This window comes from Micromonospora sp. NPDC004551, from assembly GCF_040609975.1.
Lineage (GTDB): Bacteria > Actinomycetota > Actinomycetes > Mycobacteriales > Micromonosporaceae > Micromonospora.
The window spans coordinates 77629-93707 of sequence record NZ_JBEXLM010000011.1 but is presented as its reverse complement, the minus strand read 5'-3'; the positions used below and the strand labels follow the sequence as shown (position 1 = coordinate 93707).

The following is a 16079-nucleotide window of genomic DNA, read 5'->3' as shown; positions in this document are numbered from 1 at the left end:
TTTCCCGACCGCCCCGGCCCGCGGTCGGGCCCGTGACCTGCGGTGATATCCAGACGCGTATCGGTCGTGCCGCCGGACGATCTTGGACATCGGCGGGCGGCCGGTGGTGGGGTGGGCCTACCGATCAACCGGTCCCGTACGGGGAGGACGCTCCATGCCCGACAAACGGTCCTACGACCGCCGCCGTTTCCTGCGCGATGCCGCCGTCGGCACCGCCGCCGTGTCGACCGCCGGCCTGGTCGCCGGCGTATCGGCCGCGCCGGCCCAGGCCGCCGCCGCTCCCGTTGCCGCCGCGCCCCGCCGCTCCGGCGCGGTCAGCTTCCGCTGGTGGGGCACGTCCGGCTGGCGGATCGACATCGGCGACCGCACGGTGCTGGTCGACCCGTACCTGAGCCGCTACGACACCGGCCTGTTCAAGGGTGCGTTCAACGAGGACACCCCGCTGACCGTGACCCCCACCGTGATCGACCCGCTGGTGGACCGGGCCGAGAACATCCTGGTCACGCACACCCACTGGGACCACTTCAACGACGTGCCCCATATCGCCGAGCGGACCGGCGCCCGGGTGCTCGGCACCCTGACCGCCTACCACCTCGGGCTGGCCTACGGGCTGCCGTCCGGGCAGCTCGCCCCGGTCAAGGGCGGCGAGGTGCTCGACTTCGGCGCGTACACGGTCGAGGTGGTCAGCTCCCTGCACAGCCGCAACGGCGCCTGGTCGATGGCCTTCCCCGGCGTACGGGTCAGCCGGCCACCGAAGCCGGAGAAGATCTCCGACCTGCCCGAGGGGGACACGCTGGCGTACCAGATCCGGGTGGCCGGCGGCCCGTCGGTGTTCTTCATGGGGGCGAGCGACTTCACCGAGCGCAACCTCGTCGGGCTGGCCCCCGACGTGGCCATGGTGGCCTCCGCCGCGACCACCGCCACCGCCGACTACGTGCCCCGGCTCATGGCCGCCCTCGACCACCCGAAGGTCGTGGTGCCGGTGCACTGGGACAACTTCGAGACCCCGCTGACCAACCCGCCGACGGTGGCGCCGAACGACCGCAAGCGCCTCGACGACCTGATCGCCGCGGTGCGGAAGGCCTCGCCGCGCAGCCGCGTGCTGGTGCCCGAGTACCACACGGCGTACCACTTCTGAGCCCGGTCGCGGAGGGGCCGGGCCACGGGGGCCGGTCCCTCCGCTCAGCCGGCGGTCAGGTCCCGCAGGGCCAGCACCGACTTCCAGTTCCGGGTGGTCGCCACCACGCCCAGCTTCTTCTCCAGGTGGGCGTTGGTGAACTTGGTCCGCCCGTAGCCGCCGTCGGGGAAGTGCAGGTGGATCTCGCGACCGTCGACCGTGAACTCCAGGTTCTCCCCGGCCGGGGCGGCCAGCTCCTTGACCCGGGCCGCCGTGGGCTTGGCGGCGAGGAAGGCCACCAGCACCCGGGTCGGGTCGTCCTGCTTCCCGGCGTACGGGCTGGCCGCCACGACCGCCGCCAGCTCGTCACCGCTGCGCACCAGCACCGGCACCCGCAGGCCCAGCTCGTCGGCGAGCCGGCCCGCGATGCCCTCGGCCAACAGGTCGTCCTTCGTGGGCGGACTGCTGAAGACGACGTTGCCGCTCTGCAGGTAGGTCTTGACGTCCTCGTGCCCGAGGTCGCTGACGAGGCGGCGCAGGTCGGCCATGGCGAGCCGGGTGGTGCCGACGTTGACACCCCGCAGCAGGGCGGCGTAGCGGTTCATCCGGGCCTCCTCGCCTCCGCGTCACTCGACCACCAGAGCCTAGAACGGGAACCGGCTCCGCGCCCGAACGGTCGTCGGCGCGGGCCCGTCGGGACGAGCCGGCCGCCCGGCCGGACGGGGGCTCCCCGGCCGATCCGCCGGACCGGATCGGCCGACCGCCGACCGGGGTCCCACGTGCGGGCAGGTGACCCGCGTTCGTGACGAATTCGTGACCTGCGGTCGCCTCCCCGACCACCGTCCGAAGTGGTTGCCTGAACTCAAAATTCCCCTGGTCAGCTGCCGCCCTGCGCGGCGCCGACGGGGCAACTGCTCACCCGACGGCGGTGGCCGGAGCTGATCACCGCCTCACAGCAGGAGGCACCACGTGCGAATGAGACGACCGAGCCGGATCGCGGCCGCGGTGGCGGGCGTGACGGCGCTCGCCTTCACGGTCTCGGCCCCGGCCCAGGCCAACGACCACGAGAACCTTCCCGGTGAACCGACCATCACGCTGCCGATCAACGACAGCGCGGCGGGCGGCACCTACAACCAGGACTTCACCCGGGTCTACGCCAACACCACCCCCGACGGCACCCCGGTCTACATCTACGTACCGAAGGGCACCCCGCTCGACGGCACCGCGCCGGTCGGCGTGGCCAGCCTCGACCCGCAGTTCGACCACAACCCGGGCGACGCGTTCACGCCGTGCGCCACCGCGACGGCGGCGCAGTTCGTCCTCACCCAGGCGCAGATCAACTACGTCGGCGACAAGCTCGCCAACCAGATCGTCGCCGTGGACGAGGAGCACTTCGGCCCGATGGACGCGGCCGACCCGGACGAGCCGGCCAGCGACTCGCTGGTCATGGTGCTCTACAACATCCAGGACGACGCCTACTACGACTGCGCGCAGACGTCGTACACGGCCGGCTACTTCGCGCCGGACTTCATCGACAGCAACGGCATGAACGTCATCGTGGTCGACGCCCTCGACTGGGCGAACCGGGTCGGGCCGAACGACTCCCCGTGGCGCGACGCCAACCCGGCCAACGACCGCCCCGAGCTGTACGAGGGCACGGTCGCGCACGAGCTGCAGCACCTGCTGCACAACTACAGCGACCCGGGCGAGCTGTCCTGGGTCGACGAGGGCCTGGCCGACTTCGCCATCTTCCTCAACGGCCTGGACGCCGGCGGCTCGCACCTGAGCAACCAGCAGGTCTTCTACGAGGAGACCTCGCTGACCCGGTGGGGCAGCACCCTGGCCAACTACGGCGCCTCGTTCACCTACTTCCAGTACCTGTGGGAGCAGGCCGGCGGCAACGGCGACGGCACCTACACGCCGGACAAGCAGTACGACGGCAAGGCCGGTGACCTGCTCATCAAGAAGATCTTCGAGGAGCAGGCCGACGGCATGGCCGGCGTGCAGAACGCCATCGACTCGTTCAACGCGCAGACCGGCGCACACCTGCGCAGCGCGGCCGACCTGTTCCGGGACTGGTCCGTGGCGGTCTACCTGGACGACGAGGACTCGCCGATCTACGACATCAAGGCCTTCGACTTCGGCAACCCGGCGGACACCAGCTGGACCATCGACATCGCCGACGACGTGTTCTGGAGCGGCCGGGGCCGCTACCAGGGCGCCACTCCCGAGGCCAAGTGGGCGCGGCTGAAGAACCGCCAGGACACCACCGCCGTGCCGTTCGGCATGTCGGTCGAGCGGTTCCGCAACCCCGGCCCGACCGTGGCGCTGGCCTTCGACGGCGACGACGAGACGGCGATCGCGCCGCACACCGGCACCACCCACTGGTACGGCGGCTACGAGAGCCAGGACGACAACATCCTCGACGTCACCACCTCCGGCGCGGTCACCTCGCTGGACTTCTGGAGCTGGCACTTCATCGAGGAGGGCTGGGACTACGGCTTCGTCGAGGCGCTCGTCGGCGGCAACTGGGTGACCGTGCCGCTGCGCACCGACGCCGGTCAGGTCGTCACCACCAACGACGACCCGCACGGCAACAACGAGGAGGGCAACGGCCTGACCGGCACCTCCGGCGGCCGGTACTTCGTCGACGACCCGGTCTACCAGCACCTGACCGCCGACCTGCCCGCCGGCACGACCGACGTGCGGTTCCGCTACTCCACCGACGCCGCGTACATGGACACCGGCTGGTTCGTCGACGACGTGAAGGTCAACGGCGCCGACGCGAGCCTCACCTCGGCGGCGGGCAACTGGATCGCCACCAGCGGCGTGCAGGACAACAACTGGACGGTCCAGGTGGTCAGCCACTGCGACCTCACCCCGGGCGTCACCTCGCCGGGTGAAACCACCGACGGCGCGGGCAACTGGGTCTACCGCTCCACCGGCGACCAGTTCACCGCCGGCGGCCTGCAGACCAGGTGCGCCAACGGCAACCAGGACGACTTCGCCGTCCTGATCTCCAACCTGCCGACCGGTGACCTCACCTACCTGGACGCGGACTACACCTTCCGGGTGAACAACACGGGCAACAGCAAGTAGCTCACCTGCCCCGTCGGGCCCGCGCCGCACCTCGGCGCGGGCCCGACGCCGTCCGGGACCGGGTCACCATCCTGAGCGGCTTTCACATGAACCTCCCTCACGGGCACCAGGCGCGTGGTTGATTCGGCGGGACCCGACCAAGCCCGCGCCGAGGGGGTGCCGGATGACCGAACCCACGCCACGGGTGGCGCCACGCCACCCCACACCATCGACCTGCGCCGAACGGCTCGTCGCCGACGACGCGGTCGACCCCTCGGCCGGGGCGGACCCGCCGCTCGCCGCGCTCCCCGGCGCCGACGCCGCCACGCGCACCCGCCGGCTGCTCGCGGCGGCGGACCTGCTCGTCGCGGCCGGACGGGGCGACGAGGCGGCCGATCTGCTCGCCGCCGAACTCGCCGCCGACCGCACCGGCGCAGCCGACCGCGGGCTGCTGCTCGGCCACCTCGGATCCTGGCAGGCCGGCCGCCGGCCCTCGGTCGCGCTCGACCAACTCGACCGGGCCCGCCGCCTGGCCGGACCCGAGCACCACGCCCTCATCGCCGCCACCGCGGCCGGCGTGGCCGCCCGCGCCGGCCATCCGCGCGCCGACGCCCTGCTCCGCGAGGCCGGCCGGGCCCAGGCCGCACACCCGTCCACCCGGGCCGGCGTACGACTGGCGCTCGCCCGGGCCGCCCGGGCACTCGCCCTCGGCGCGGTGCCCGGCGCCCGGGACGTGCTGGCCACCGTGGACCCCGGCCGGCCCGCCCTGCGCGCCGAGGCCGCCGCCGTCCGCGCCGAGCGGATCGCCGTACGGCTCGCGCTCGGCGAGTACCCCGACGCCGCAACCGCGGTCCGGGCCGCGTACGACGACCTGCCCGCGCCCGTCACCCCGGCCGTGCTCGCGCTGTCCTGCCTGCGGATGCTGGCGGTCGGGGAGCTGCCGGAGGCCGAGGCGCAGGCCCGGCTGGCCCTGGACCGCCCACCCGGCCCGCTCACCGACGAGGTACGCGCCGCGCTGCTGTCGGTCGTCGTCGAGGTCGCGTACCGCCTCGGGCGTCCGGCGGCGGCCCGGGCCGTGCTCGACCGGGACCACCCCGACCTCTCCTGGCCCGACCGGACGCCGTGGACGCTGCTGCGCTGTGCCGCGGCCGCCGACCCCGAGCCGCTGCGCCATCCCGGGCTGATCCGGTGCGCCGCCGCCGACGTGACCCGCTCGGTACGCCCGCTGCTGCTGGTCGCCCAGCACGGCCCCCGGCTGGTCCGGGCCCTGCTGCTGATCGGGGACGCGAACCGGGCCCGGGCGGTCGCCGACCGCCTCGCGGCGGTGGCCGAGCGGACCCCCGTACCCCTCTGGCAGGGGCTGGCCGGGCACGCGGACGCCCTGGTCCGCCGCGACCCGTCGGCGCTGCGGGCGGCCGTGCGGGCGCTGCGCGCCACCGGCGCCGGCCCGGCGCTGGCCGACGCGCTGCTCGACCTGGCCCGCTCACCCCGGGTGCGGCTGGCCGAGGCCCGGCCCGCCGCGCAGGAGGCCGCGGCACGGTACGGCCGCCTCGGCGCGGTCGGTGACCAGGAGCGGGCCGAGCGCTGGGACCGGCGGCTCGGCGCGACCCGCCGCCGCCCGGCGCCCGGCCTGCCCCGGCACGGCCTGGCGGCGCTGACCGCCCGGGAGGCCGGCATCGCCGAACTGCTCGCGGCCGGCGCTACGAAGCAGCAGGTGGCGGGGCGGTTGTACCTGTCCTTCCACACCGTCGACACGCACCTGCGCGCCATCTACGCCAAGCTCGGGATCCGCAGCCGGGTGCAGCTGGCCCGGGTGTGGGACGCCCGGCCGGTCAGCGCACCACCGGACGCTTCTCCTTCGGCAGCGCCTCGATCATCCCGCGCGGCAGGTTGATGGTGTCGGCGATCACCTCGGCCGGCATGTTCGCCATCCACTGGGCCAGCGAGATGTCCTCGAACCGGGGCTTGCGGAACATCTCCAGGAAGACCAGCGGCTCGTCGCCGATGTTCTCGATGTAGTGCCCGTAGGCAAACGGCACGTAGCCGACGTCACCGGCCTGGAAGTCGAAGGTCCGGGCCACGCCGGAGCTGGCGAACACCCCCATCCGGCCGCGCCCGGAGATCCAGTACTGCCACTCGTCGTCGGTCGGGTGCCAGTGCAGCTCGCGCAGACCGCCCGGCTCGATCTCCACCATCGCCGCGCAGATCGCCGTCGACGCCGCGAAGTTGGTGGAGTCGGCGATGCGTACGGTGCCGCCGGGGAAGCGCTGCGGCGCCTGGGCGTGCAGGCGGTGCTTGAACGTGCGGGGCACGTCGCCGGTGGGGCTGACCACCCGGTCCTGCTCCAGCGGCGGCGGCACCTGCCCGGGGAAGATGTACTTCTCCTTCTCCGGCAGGTCGGCGAGCTGGTCGACGGTCCAGCCGAAGTTCTTGGCCAGCACGCTCTTCGGGGTGCGCGCGAAGAAGTCGCTCATCAGGAAGGTGCTGTTCTCGGAGAAGCCGCCGTCGTCGAAGACCAGCAGGAACTCCACCCCCTCGCCGAGCGCCTGGATGTGGTGCGGGATGCCCTTGGGGAAGAACCACAGGTCACCCTGCCGCACGTCGTCCAGGAAGTTGCGGCCCTCCTGGTCCACGGCGCCGATGCGGCAGCTGCCCTTGAGCACGTACGCCCACTCGGCCTCCTTGTGCCAGTGCAGCTCCCGGTAGGCGCCCGGCTCCAGCGCCATGTCGACGCCGGCCAGCTCGGTGGCGATCGGCAGCTCGCGCTGGGTCACCTCGCGGGTCCAGCCGCCCCGCTCGATGCGGGTGTGCGCGTTGGAGAAGGAGAACCGGAGGTTGGGCACGGTGCCCGAGTCGGTGGCCGGCGGCGTGAGCAGGTCCGGGTTCTGCCGGTCGAGGTTCACGTTGCGCGGGCCGAGGTCCGGTCCGCCCGCGCCCGCGCGTACCGGCTGCGGTACGGGTTGGTCGGTCATGGTCGGCTCCTTGCGTCGGTCGGTGCGGAACCGCGAATCGCGGTCACCGCAACCGATCCTGCGGCGGGGCCCACCGCCGGCACATGGCGCGATCGCGGGATCTCCGATTCGCGACGCGGGGCCGCCGTGTCGGTCAGGACTCCCGGTAGACCGGCAGGCCGAGGCTGCGGCGCACCTTGTCGGCCTGCGCCCCGCCGTCGTGGGCCGCGGCGGCGCGGATCTCCCGCATCAGCGCCGCGGCGCTCCCGGCCTCCGCGGCGAGCTTCCAGTGCCGCAGGGCCACGTCGTTCTCCTTGAGCAGCGCGGCGACCGGGGCCTGCGTCGCGGCCGGCCAGGCGGTGGCGCGGAGCTGCTCGGCGTGCGCGGCGCTGGTGGTGGCGACCGTGCCGGCCAGCTTGCGCACGGCCTGCCACGACCGGCGCGCCGTCAGCGCCTCCTCCAACTCCTCCAGCGCCGTGTTGTAGGGCGCCACGATGGCCAGGTAGCGGCCCTTCGCCTCCTTCGCGCTCAGCGGGGCGGGCGCGGTCGGCGACGGCGTCTCCCAGGCCGGCATGACGGTCGTCCCGCCGCCGCCACCGCGACCGGCGAGCAGCAGCACCAGGACCAGGGCGGCGGGCCAGCGGCGCACGGGGTCTCCCATCCGGTGGGCAGCGGGGTCACCGAGTCTAGGGGTGGCCCGGCGGCCGTACCGGCCGCCGCCTATTCGGCGACCGGGAGCACGACCTCGTTACGGCGCAGGAACCAGGGCTTCCACGGCGGGTCGAAGCGGGCGTACCGGACCGCGCCGGCCGGGCGCAGGCCCGCGGCGGTGACCGCCCGGCCGAGCGCGGTGGCCCGGCGCTCGAACGCCCGCGCGGTCCACCGCCCGGAGAACCGCATCGCCGCCGCGAGCTGCGCGGGGATCTCCCGGGTGGTGACCAGCGGGTCCGCCGGCTCGGGAAGCGTCGCCGGGGTGAAGCCCGCCGGCATCACGAACCGCACCAGCCAGCATCGCGGCCGGTCGCCCTCCTCCTGGAGTACGGGCGCCGTCATCGCGATCCGCTCCGAGCCGGCCGGCTCCGGCGCGGCCCGGCGTGATCGGTTCGCCCCGGCGAGGTACCGGGCCAGCGGCCGGAACGCCGTGCTGCCCGCGGACTCGAACGTGCCGTCGACCCGCACCTCGGCGACCATGTGGGCGGGGTAGCGGCGCAGCTCGAACCCCGGGTGACGGGCCACCACGCGGTACGGCTGCCGCTCGGTCATCGCGCGCCCTCCCCGCACTCGGTGGTCCCACCGCCGACGCTACCGCCGCGCGCCGTCCCGGTCCGGCGGACCGGGGACCAGCCACCGGGACCGCACGACGGCCGGACCGAGCGGGAGCGGGAGGTCGCCGTGGCGCTCGGGAGAGGCCGGATCGCCGCGGAGCTGTTCCCGAGCGGCGGCGACCGTTCGACCGTCGGGCGGGATTGAACTGCTGCCGTCGCGGGGCCGTACCAGTGGGCGAGGATGTGGTGCGGCCGGTCCGCCGCACCGCTGCCGAGCTGCGGGAGGCCTGCCGTGCGAGTTGGTGAGCAGTCGACGGATCCCATCGATCAGATCCTGGGCGAGGTGCCGGTGCCGGCGCCGCTGACCCCCGAGGATGTCCGGCTCGCGGTCCGGGCGGTGGTGGTGCATGCCGCCGAGGAGTGGCCCGCCGGACCGAAGTGCCGCAACGACGGTGCCTCGTACCCGTGCCGGCTGCACCGGTGGGGGCGGCGCGTGCTGGAGGCCCACGGCCTCAACGAGCGTCAGATCGACGCGCTGGTGCGCCACGGCAACCCGTTCGTGCACGTGCCGTTCCCGTTCGTGCTGACCGGCTCGTCGGCCGGCCGGCCGACGGCGCCCCAGCCCCCGCGCGGCCCGGCCGGTCGGGTCGCCGCACCTCCGGTGCGGCCCGCCCTCCGGCCCGGCGTTACCGGCCGGCCCGTGGCACCCCCCGCCACCCGGCCGCGCTGGCCCCGGGCGAGCTGACGACCATTCCGGGTCGCGGCGTGGCGAAGACACGCCGAGCCGGAATGGTCGCAGCTCCCGGGGTCGTCGACGGCGGCCCGGCCGCAGGGAGCCCCCACCCCTGCGCCGGGCCGCCGTCGATTCCCGGCTCAGCTCACCCCGCAGTTCGGGGCGGACCAGGTGGTGGTGTTCGCCGACCGGTCGCGGTTGTTCTCCCGGCGGGAGTCCACGTGGACGTGGTCGCTGTGGCCGGGGTAGCCGGGGCCGAAGATGCCGCTGAAGCCGTGGTTGCGGGCCGACTGGGCCACCTGGCAGAGCGAACGGCTGCGGGAGATCACGTCGGCCGCGGTGCCGTAGAGGTGCTGGCTGTCCGAGGCGCCGCCGACCTGCTGGTTGCAGGCGATGCTGCGGAAGGCGCTGTTGACGTAGAGCGGCTTGTCGCCGAGGCTGCGGCGCAGCGCCTCCAGCTTCCACATGGTGCGCACCGCGTTCTCCCGGGTCGCGGTCGACGAGAGCGGGCCCCCGCTCCACCCGCCCTTGCCGCAGCCGTTGTCCAGTTCGCTGTAGCTGAAGTGCTTCGGCGTGCAGTCGTTGTCCTGGAGGTCGTAGATCTTGGCGAAGGTCTGCGGGCCGGCGATGCCGTCGACGCGCAGCCCGTAGGCGGACTGGAAGCGACGGACCGCCGCCGCCGTCTCGGGCCCGTAGATCCCGTCGACCCGGACGATGTCCCGGTAGGCGGCCCAGCCGGCCACGCGGATCTGGAGTTGCCGCACGTCCTCGCCGGAGCGCCCCTGATAGAGGTCCCGGTTCCAGGTGTAACAGCCGTCGGCGTGAGCCGCCGGCGCGGCGACGACCGTGGCGATGGCGGCCCCGGGCAGGGCCAGCGCGAACGCGACGGCCGCTCGCTTGAGCATGTTGACGCGCACAGAATTCCTCCCGGTTAGAGAGTGATGTGGGGTTGCAGCGGGACATCGACCAGAGAGTCCCGTACCTCCACCGTGACAGCCGTCCTGGCGGTTCGTGGCGAATAACGGGAATTGCTCTCGCATTGGGCGGACTGCTGGGCGTTACCTGTGAATTGCGGCGAATACGAAAGGCCCATCGACGCCCGGGAGCCGCGTGTCGGTGACGGAATCCGCCATTCCGTGACACCGAGGGTGATGTCGCCGTGTCACCCCCGCCCGGTAACGTCTGCCTCCGAGGCCGGGGAGGTGGGCGTTGGCGCGCGGGGGGATCTTCTGCATCGAGGGTCAGTGGCACCGGGACCTCAACGAGCGCGGCTCCGTCCTGCCCACCCTCGAACTGCTCGAACGGCTGGGCCGGATCCGCTTCATCCACAAGGACGCCGCCACCCGCGACGAGCTCTTCTACTTCCTCGACCGCTGGCTGCTCAAGCAGTACGCCGACTACCGGGTCGGATTCTTCGCCATGCACGGCGAGCCGAGCCGACTCTGCCTCACCGACTGGGACTCGGTCGAGCTGTCCGACGTCGCCGAGCGCATGGCCGGCCGCTGCGAGGGGCGCCGCCTCTACTTCGGCAGCTGCTCTGTGCTGCGCGCCTCCGACGCCGCGCTGCGCGACTTCCTCGACGTCACCGGGGCCGCGCTGGTCTGCGGCTTCACCCGCGAGGTCGACTGGGTCGAGTCCGCCGCGTTCGAGACCGTTCTGCTCGACGTGCTGGCCAACGGGCAGCGGCACAACGCCGCCGAGCTGCGGATGGGCTCGGCGCACTGGGCGCCGCTCGCCTCGTACCTCGGCTTCCGGGTGATCTACGCCAACGGCCGCGCCTGGCGGCCCAGCGCCCGGCCCCGCGTGCCGGCACAGGCGTCCCCCCGCCGGGCGGCCGGCCGTCCCCGCTGAGGCCCGCCCGGCCCGCCTGGTAGAACCGAGTCATGGCACGCAGCATCGCGACCAACACCCGGGTCGACCGGGACGCCCTGATCGAGTTCCTCCGCCCCCGGCACCGGGTCGTGCTCATGACGACCCGCGCCGACGGCCGCCCCCAGTCCTCCCCGGTCTCCTGCGGGGTCGACGCCGAGGGACGGCTGGTGATCTCCACCTACCCCGAGCGGGCCAAGGTCACCAACATCCGCCGCGACCCCCGCGTCTCCGCGTGCGTGCTGTCCGACGACTGGAACGGGCCGTGGGTCCAGGTCGACGGCACCGCCGAGGTGCTCGACCTGCCCGAGGCGATCGAACCGCTGGTCGACTACTTCCGCAGCATCTCCGGTGAGCACCCGGACTGGGACGAGTACCGCGAGGCGATGGTCAAGCAGGGCAAGTCGCTGATCCGGGTGACCATCGACGGCTGGGGGCCGATCGCCACCGGCGGCTTCCCCGCCCGGCTGGCCGACTGACCTCAGTACGCGGCCGTGAAGCGGGCGTTGCCGAACCGCGGGTTCTCGATCTCGTCGACGATCGCCACGGCCAGGTCCTCGTAGGTGAGCACCGACCGGCCCTGCGCGTCGGTGACCGGGTGGTCGGTGCCGGTCCGGTAGTGGCCGGTCCGCTCGCCGGGGTGGAACTCCAGTGGCGGCGGCGAGACGTAGGTCCAGGTCACCCCGTCGGCCGAGGAGCGGTAGATCTCCAGGGCGTCGGCCTGGCCCTCGGCCGAGTCCCGGTACTCCTCCGGGAAGTCCGGCTCGTCGAGGTACCGGGTGCCCTTCGGCGTCAGCAACGTCGCCCCGCCCCCCACGTGGATCACCCGCGGCGGGTCGGGCAGCCCGCGCAGCGTGTCGACCACGGTCCGGGCCGCGTCGCCCCACAGCTCCCGCTCCCCGCCGCCGATGGCCACCACGAACACGTCGGCGTCCTCGGCCAGCTCCCGTACGCTGCGGGCCGAGGTCGCGTCGCCGGTCACCGTGCGGACCCCGGGCGGCAGGTAGCTGGTCGCCTCCGGGCGGCGCACCGCCGCCGTGACCCGGTGCCCCCGCTCGACCGCCTCGGCGGCGATCCGCGAGCCCGCGGTGCCGCCGGCGCCGAACACGACGATGTCGCTCATGCTCCCCAGGCTAGGGAGCGGGCCGCCCGGCCGGTGCGGTTCCGGCGAACCGGCCCGGCCTCGGGTGATCAGTCGACCAGAGCCGAGTAGACGAGCTGGCGCAGCTGGGGACGGAGCGGGTGGGTGCTCGACGGCATGAGCTGGGTGAACAGCAGCGCGGTGACCTCCTCCACCGGGTCCACCCAGAATGCGGTGCTGGCCACGCCGCCCCAGTAGTACTCGCCCACGCTGCTCGGCACCCGGGCCGGCACCGGGTCGAGCACCACGGCGAAGCCCAGCCCGAAGCCGACCCCGTCGAGGATGGTCTCGGCGAAGCCCTCCGGGGAGAACGAGCCCAGGTCCCGGTTGCCGGGCAGGTGATTGCGCGTCATGAAGCGCACCGTCCGGGGGCCGAGCAGGCGGACCCCGTCCAGCTCGCCGCCGCGCAGCAGGAACTGGGTGAACCGGTGGTAGTCGGCGGCCGTGGAGACCAGCCCGCCGCCGCCGGAGAGGCAGTCCGGCGCGCTGAGCGCGCCCCGCCCGAGCGCGTCGGCGCGGACCGCCTGGCCGGTGGCCGGGTGCGGCACGTAGAGCGCGGCGAGGCGCTTCGCGTCCGGCTCGTCGACCCACCAGCGGGTGTCGGTCATGCCCAGCGGCCGGAAGATCCGCTCGGCGAAGAACGCGTCCAGCGACTGCCCGGAGACCACCTCGACCAGCCGGCCCAACACGTCGGTGGAGACGCCGTAGTTCCAGCTCGTGCCCGGCTGGAAGAGCAGCGGCAGGCGGGCCATCCCACGGGTCGCCTCGGCCAGGTCCGCCCCGGCCGGCACACCCAGGTCGAAGCCCGCCGCCCGGTAGAGGCCGTCGACGACGCTGACCTGGGCGAAGCCGTAGGTCAGGCCGGCGGTGTGGGTGAGCAGGTGCCAGACCCGGATCGGCTCGACCGCCGGCACCGTGAACGGCTTGAGCACCGAACCCCGGTCGTAGACCCGGACGTCGGCGAACTCCGGCAGCCAGCGGCTGACCGGGTCGTTCAGCTCGATCCGGCCCTCCTCCCAGAGCATCATGGCGGCGACCGAGGTGATCGGCTTGGTCATCGAGTAGATGCGCCAGAGGGTGTCCGGCTCGACCGGCACGCCGGCCTCCCGGTCCCGCAGCCCGTACGTCGAGGAGTGGGCGATCTCGCCCCGGCGGGTCACCACGATCTGCCAGCCGGCGAGCCGGCCGTCGTCGACGTACCTGCCGAAGTGCTCGTCGATCCGCGCCAGCCGGGCGGGGTCGAAGCCGATGCGGTCCGGGTCGGTGCTCACTGCGACGCTCACGAAGCCGAACCTACCGGCCGGTACGGCGAGCGGGAAGTGTCCGCCGGTCACACTAGTCTCGGCCACATGCCCGAAGCCGTCGAGGACGTCACCTACCGCCACGAGGACTGGTACGCCGAGGAGCTGGTCGACCGGCACTTCGTCCGGTGCGAGTTCTTCCACGTCGACCTCACCGAGGCGGTCAGCCAGGGAGCCACCTTCACCGAGTGCGTCTTCGGCAACGTGGCCCTCAACGCCTCCCGGCACACCGACTCGGCCTTCACCCGCTGCACCTTCAAGCGCTGCAACCTCTTCGAGGCCGAGTTCACCGGCTGCAAGCTGGTCGGCAGCACCTTCGAGCAGTGCGACCTGCGCCCGCTTAGCATCGACGGCGGCGACTGGTCCTTCGTCGCCCTGCCCGGCGCCGACCTGCGCGGCGTACGCATCACCGACGCGCGGCTGCGGGAGGCCGACCTGACCGGCGCCGACCTGACCGGCGCGGTGCTCACCGGCCTCGATCTCTCCGGCGCCCAGTTGCACGCCGCCAAGCTGATCCGGGCCGACCTGCGCGGCAGCGACCTGACCTCGCTCGACCCGACGGCGGTGGAGCGGGCCGGGGCGATCGTCGACGCCGAGCAGGCCGTCGTGCTCGCGCAGGCGCTGGGCTTCGAGATCCGCTGATCCGCGCGGGAAAGGCGCCGCGGGTTGTCAGGTTTCCCGGCCAGACTGGCCGGATGACATGGTGGTCCGACCTGGTGGCGTCCGAACCCGACTTCGCGGCGCGGGTGCGTGCCCGTTTCGGCGTGCGCAAGCACGGCACGATGGCGACCCTGCGGCGGGACGGCTCGCCGCGGATCAGCGGCACCGAGTTCGACTTCGGTGACGACGGGCAGCTCCGGCTGGGCAGCATGGCCGGCGCGCTCAAGGCGCTCGACCTGCGCCGCGACCCGCGGGTCGCGCTGCACTGCCCCACCGAGGACGCCTCGGAGGACGACCCGACCGCCTGGGGCGGCGACGCGAAGATCGCCGGCCGGGCGCACGAGGAGCCGGCCGGCGAGGACGGCTCGCACCTGTTCCGCATCGAGCTGACCGAGGTGGTGCTGACCCGGGTCGGCGACCCGCCGGACCATCTGGTGATCGAGAGCTGGCACCCCGACCGTGGCCTGCGGCGGCGCGAGCGGCGCTGACGGGCGCTGTCGGGAAGATGCCTGCGGCCGACGGCTTCTCGACGATCGAGGTGTGTGTCATCCTCCCTGCGGCGGGCCACGGGACGGCCGCCGGCGCCGGTGGCCGAGGGAGGGGTCGGTGGCTGAGGACGAACTCACGCAGACCGGTATCCGGGTCGGCGGGTGGTTGCCCGCCGTGCCGGCCGGGCCGACCCGCCCGCCCGAGCCGCCGCCGGGCCCGCGCCGGCTGCCCGGCGACCCCGACGCCCCGGCCGGACCGCCCATCCCTCACCCGCCGTTGGCCGCAGGCGAGCGGGCCGTGCCGGACGCCCTCACGCTCCCGCCGCACCCGGCGGGGCCGCCCCCGGCCCCGGAACCGGGCGCCGGAACGCCACCGGCCGCCGCGCCAGGCCCCGACCGGGGCGCCGGAGCGTCACCGGCCGCCGCGTCGGGCCCCGACCGGGGCGCCGGAGCGCCACCGACCGCCGTACCGGGCCGCGACCCGGGCGCCGGAGCGCCACCGACCGCCGTGCCGGGCCTCGACCCGGACCTGCCCGCCCCCGACGATCCCGACGCGCCGCCGAAGGCCGGACCGAAGCCCGCCGTCCCGGTGCGGCACTCCGCCCCGGAGGGCGTCGCGGCCCGGCTCGCCGGGCTGGTCGGCCCGGCCGCGGCCCGGGTCCGCACCGCCGTCGGCGTCGCCCCCGACGGCCCGGCCACCCGGGTCGGCGCCGCCCGGGCCCGGCGTCGCCGCCGGCGACTGGTCCTCGCCGGGGCCGCGCTGACCGCGTTGGTGCTGGTACTGGCGTACACCGGTCGGGACACCGGACCGGACGGCGGCCCGACCGTGCCGGCGACCGCGCCCACCCTCCCGGCCCCGGCGCCGACCGCGGCGGCGGCCACCGTGGTGCCGGTGACCGGTGACCCGGCCCTCCCCGGCGGGCCGCTGCTGAACCTCGACCAGGAGCCCGTGCCGGCCACGGTGTCGCTCACCGCGCTCGGCACCCGGGACTGGCTGCACTGGGGCGGCACCGGCGCGGCGAGCGTGCAGCGCAAGCAGCGCGGCACCGGCGAGATTGGCGACCCGGGCGGCGACCGCCTGGAACACAACGCCGGCGTCTCCGCGCTCACCTGGACCGACGGCACGCCGACGGCCCGGCAGGAGGGAACCCGATCCGGCGTCTTCCAGCGGGGCGCGGGGAAGAGTTTCGAGCTGAGCGTGTCCGGCAGCGACGACCTGCGGACCGTCCGGCTCTTCGTCGGCGCGTTCTCGGCCGGCGCCCGCCTCGACGTGCGGCTCTCCGGCGGCGGGGACCCGGCCGTCCGCGCGGTCGCCCTCGCCGCCGGGGACCGCTTCTTCCAGTACGTCGTCCACTTCCGCGCACCGCGCGGCCAGCGGCTGCTGATCACCTGGCGGGCGCTGACCGTGGTGGGTGGGGAGAACGACGGGGTGACGCTGGAGGCGGTCACGGTGAGTTGAGCCGCCGTCGCTACCGA

16 protein-coding genes are annotated in these 16079 nt (G+C 74.1%); 9 read left to right on the top strand and 7 right to left on the bottom strand.

Annotation, left to right across the window (positions count from 1 at the left end; all coding sequences use genetic code 11):
* Nucleotides 1-154: 154 nt before the first annotated feature.
* Entirely contained in the window at nucleotides 155-1138 is a 984-nt protein-coding gene (locus ABZW14_RS15635; RefSeq protein WP_355345972.1) for an MBL fold metallo-hydrolase, read from the top strand.
* Nucleotides 1139-1182: 44 nt separating this feature from the next.
* On the opposite strand, the gene ABZW14_RS15630 is transcribed toward ABZW14_RS15635, so the two are convergent.
* Nucleotides 1183-1722, bottom strand: coding sequence for a DUF1697 domain-containing protein (locus ABZW14_RS15630; RefSeq protein ID WP_355345969.1), 540 nt, complete (start codon nucleotides 1720-1722; stop codon nucleotides 1183-1185).
* Nucleotides 1723-2092: 370 nt separating this feature from the next.
* Here ABZW14_RS15630 and ABZW14_RS15625 point away from each other — a divergent pair, with 370 nt between their 5' ends.
* Complete coding sequence (locus tag ABZW14_RS15625; protein WP_355345966.1) at nucleotides 2093-4216, top strand: hypothetical protein; 2124 nt, start codon at nucleotides 2093-2095, stop codon at nucleotides 4214-4216.
* Nucleotides 4217-4379: 163 nt separating this feature from the next.
* Nucleotides 4380-6089 carry a helix-turn-helix transcriptional regulator gene (locus ABZW14_RS15620; protein ID WP_355345963.1) on the top strand — a complete coding sequence of 570 codons (1710 nt, stop codon included), beginning with the start codon at nucleotides 4380-4382 and terminating at the stop codon, nucleotides 6087-6089.
* On the opposite strand, the gene ABZW14_RS15615 is transcribed toward ABZW14_RS15620, so the two are convergent.
* From ABZW14_RS15615 to ABZW14_RS15605, 3 genes are all read right to left on the bottom strand, one after another.
* Nucleotides 6028-7167, bottom strand: coding sequence for an oxalate decarboxylase family bicupin (locus tag ABZW14_RS15615; RefSeq protein WP_355345960.1), 1140 nt, complete (start codon nucleotides 7165-7167; stop codon nucleotides 6028-6030). The two genes, ABZW14_RS15620 and ABZW14_RS15615, sit on opposite strands and share 62 nt — an antisense overlap.
* 133 nt (nucleotides 7168-7300) lie before the next feature.
* The gene (locus tag ABZW14_RS15610) at nucleotides 7301-7795 is read right to left on the bottom strand and encodes a hypothetical protein (protein WP_355345957.1); all 495 of its coding nucleotides are present in this window, start codon (nucleotides 7793-7795) and stop codon (nucleotides 7301-7303) included.
* A gap of 71 nt (nucleotides 7796-7866) precedes the next feature.
* On the bottom strand, nucleotides 7867-8409 hold the full coding sequence (locus ABZW14_RS15605) for a heme-binding protein (protein ID WP_355345954.1): 543 nt from the start codon (nucleotides 8407-8409) through the stop codon (nucleotides 7867-7869).
* 294 nt (nucleotides 8410-8703) lie between these two features.
* Here ABZW14_RS15605 and ABZW14_RS15600 point away from each other — a divergent pair, with 294 nt between their 5' ends.
* A complete protein-coding gene (locus ABZW14_RS15600) occupies nucleotides 8704-9156 on the top strand; it encodes a hypothetical protein (RefSeq protein ID WP_355345951.1) in 453 nt (150 codons plus the stop codon).
* Nucleotides 9157-9284: 128 nt separating this feature from the next.
* On the opposite strand, the gene ABZW14_RS15595 is transcribed toward ABZW14_RS15600, so the two are convergent.
* Nucleotides 9285-10061: a D-Ala-D-Ala carboxypeptidase family metallohydrolase gene (locus tag ABZW14_RS15595; RefSeq protein ID WP_355345948.1), complete on the bottom strand. Its 777-nt coding sequence runs from the start codon at nucleotides 10059-10061 to the stop codon at nucleotides 9285-9287.
* Nucleotides 10062-10353: 292 nt separating this feature from the next.
* On the opposite strand from ABZW14_RS15595, the gene ABZW14_RS15590 reads away from it, so the two are divergent.
* Entirely contained in the window at nucleotides 10354-10995 is a 642-nt protein-coding gene (locus ABZW14_RS15590; RefSeq protein WP_355345946.1) for a hypothetical protein, read from the top strand.
* Nucleotides 10996-11027: 32 nt separating this feature from the next.
* Nucleotides 11028-11492, top strand: coding sequence for a PPOX class F420-dependent oxidoreductase (locus ABZW14_RS15585; protein ID WP_355345943.1), 465 nt, complete (start codon nucleotides 11028-11030; stop codon nucleotides 11490-11492).
* 2 nt (nucleotides 11493-11494) lie between these two features.
* Here the strand turns inward: ABZW14_RS15585 and ABZW14_RS15580 are convergent, their stop codons facing one another.
* Both ABZW14_RS15580 and ABZW14_RS15575 read right to left on the bottom strand, forming a co-directional pair.
* Nucleotides 11495-12136: an NAD(P)H-binding protein gene (locus ABZW14_RS15580; protein ID WP_355345940.1), complete on the bottom strand. Its 642-nt coding sequence runs from the start codon at nucleotides 12134-12136 to the stop codon at nucleotides 11495-11497.
* Between the two features lie 68 nt (nucleotides 12137-12204).
* On the bottom strand, nucleotides 12205-13437 hold the full coding sequence (locus tag ABZW14_RS15575) for a serine hydrolase domain-containing protein (protein WP_355345937.1): 1233 nt from the start codon (nucleotides 13435-13437) through the stop codon (nucleotides 12205-12207).
* A gap of 66 nt (nucleotides 13438-13503) precedes the next feature.
* On the opposite strand from ABZW14_RS15575, the gene ABZW14_RS15570 reads away from it, so the two are divergent.
* The 3 genes from ABZW14_RS15570 to ABZW14_RS15560 all read left to right on the top strand — a co-directional run bounded on the left by ABZW14_RS15570 (nucleotide 13504) and on the right by ABZW14_RS15560 (nucleotide 16062).
* Nucleotides 13504-14097: a pentapeptide repeat-containing protein gene (locus ABZW14_RS15570; protein WP_355345934.1), complete on the top strand. Its 594-nt coding sequence runs from the start codon at nucleotides 13504-13506 to the stop codon at nucleotides 14095-14097.
* A 53-nt stretch (nucleotides 14098-14150) separates the two neighbouring features.
* The gene (locus ABZW14_RS15565) at nucleotides 14151-14603 is read left to right on the top strand and encodes a pyridoxamine 5'-phosphate oxidase family protein (RefSeq protein WP_355345931.1); all 453 of its coding nucleotides are present in this window, start codon (nucleotides 14151-14153) and stop codon (nucleotides 14601-14603) included.
* Between the two features lie 118 nt (nucleotides 14604-14721).
* Nucleotides 14722-16062, top strand: a complete 1341-nt coding sequence (locus ABZW14_RS15560) for a hypothetical protein (RefSeq protein WP_355345928.1) — start codon at nucleotides 14722-14724, stop codon at nucleotides 16060-16062.
* The last annotated feature ends 17 nt before the right edge of the window (nucleotides 16063-16079 follow it).

Coding starts and splice junctions, on each gene's coding strand:
- ABZW14_RS15605 (WP_355345954.1), bottom strand. CDS start 8,409: ATGACCGAGCGGCAGCCGTACCGCGTGGTGGCCCGTCACCCGGGGTTC.
- ABZW14_RS15570 (WP_355345934.1), top strand. CDS start 13,504: ATGCCCGAAGCCGTCGAGGACGTCACCTACCGCCACGAGGACTGGTAC.
- ABZW14_RS15615 (WP_355345960.1), bottom strand. CDS start 7,167: ATGACCGACCAACCCGTACCGCAGCCGGTACGCGCGGGCGCGGGCGGA.
- ABZW14_RS15630 (WP_355345969.1), bottom strand. CDS start 1,722: ATGAACCGCTACGCCGCCCTGCTGCGGGGTGTCAACGTCGGCACCACC.
- ABZW14_RS15565 (WP_355345931.1), top strand. CDS start 14,151: ATGACATGGTGGTCCGACCTGGTGGCGTCCGAACCCGACTTCGCGGCG.
- ABZW14_RS15585 (WP_355345943.1), top strand. CDS start 11,028: ATGGCACGCAGCATCGCGACCAACACCCGGGTCGACCGGGACGCCCTG.
- ABZW14_RS15620 (WP_355345963.1), top strand. CDS start 4,380: ATGACCGAACCCACGCCACGGGTGGCGCCACGCCACCCCACACCATCG.
- ABZW14_RS15625 (WP_355345966.1), top strand. CDS start 2,093: ATGAGACGACCGAGCCGGATCGCGGCCGCGGTGGCGGGCGTGACGGCG.
- ABZW14_RS15580 (WP_355345940.1), bottom strand. CDS start 12,136: ATGAGCGACATCGTCGTGTTCGGCGCCGGCGGCACCGCGGGCTCGCGG.
- ABZW14_RS15635 (WP_355345972.1), top strand. CDS start 155: ATGCCCGACAAACGGTCCTACGACCGCCGCCGTTTCCTGCGCGATGCC.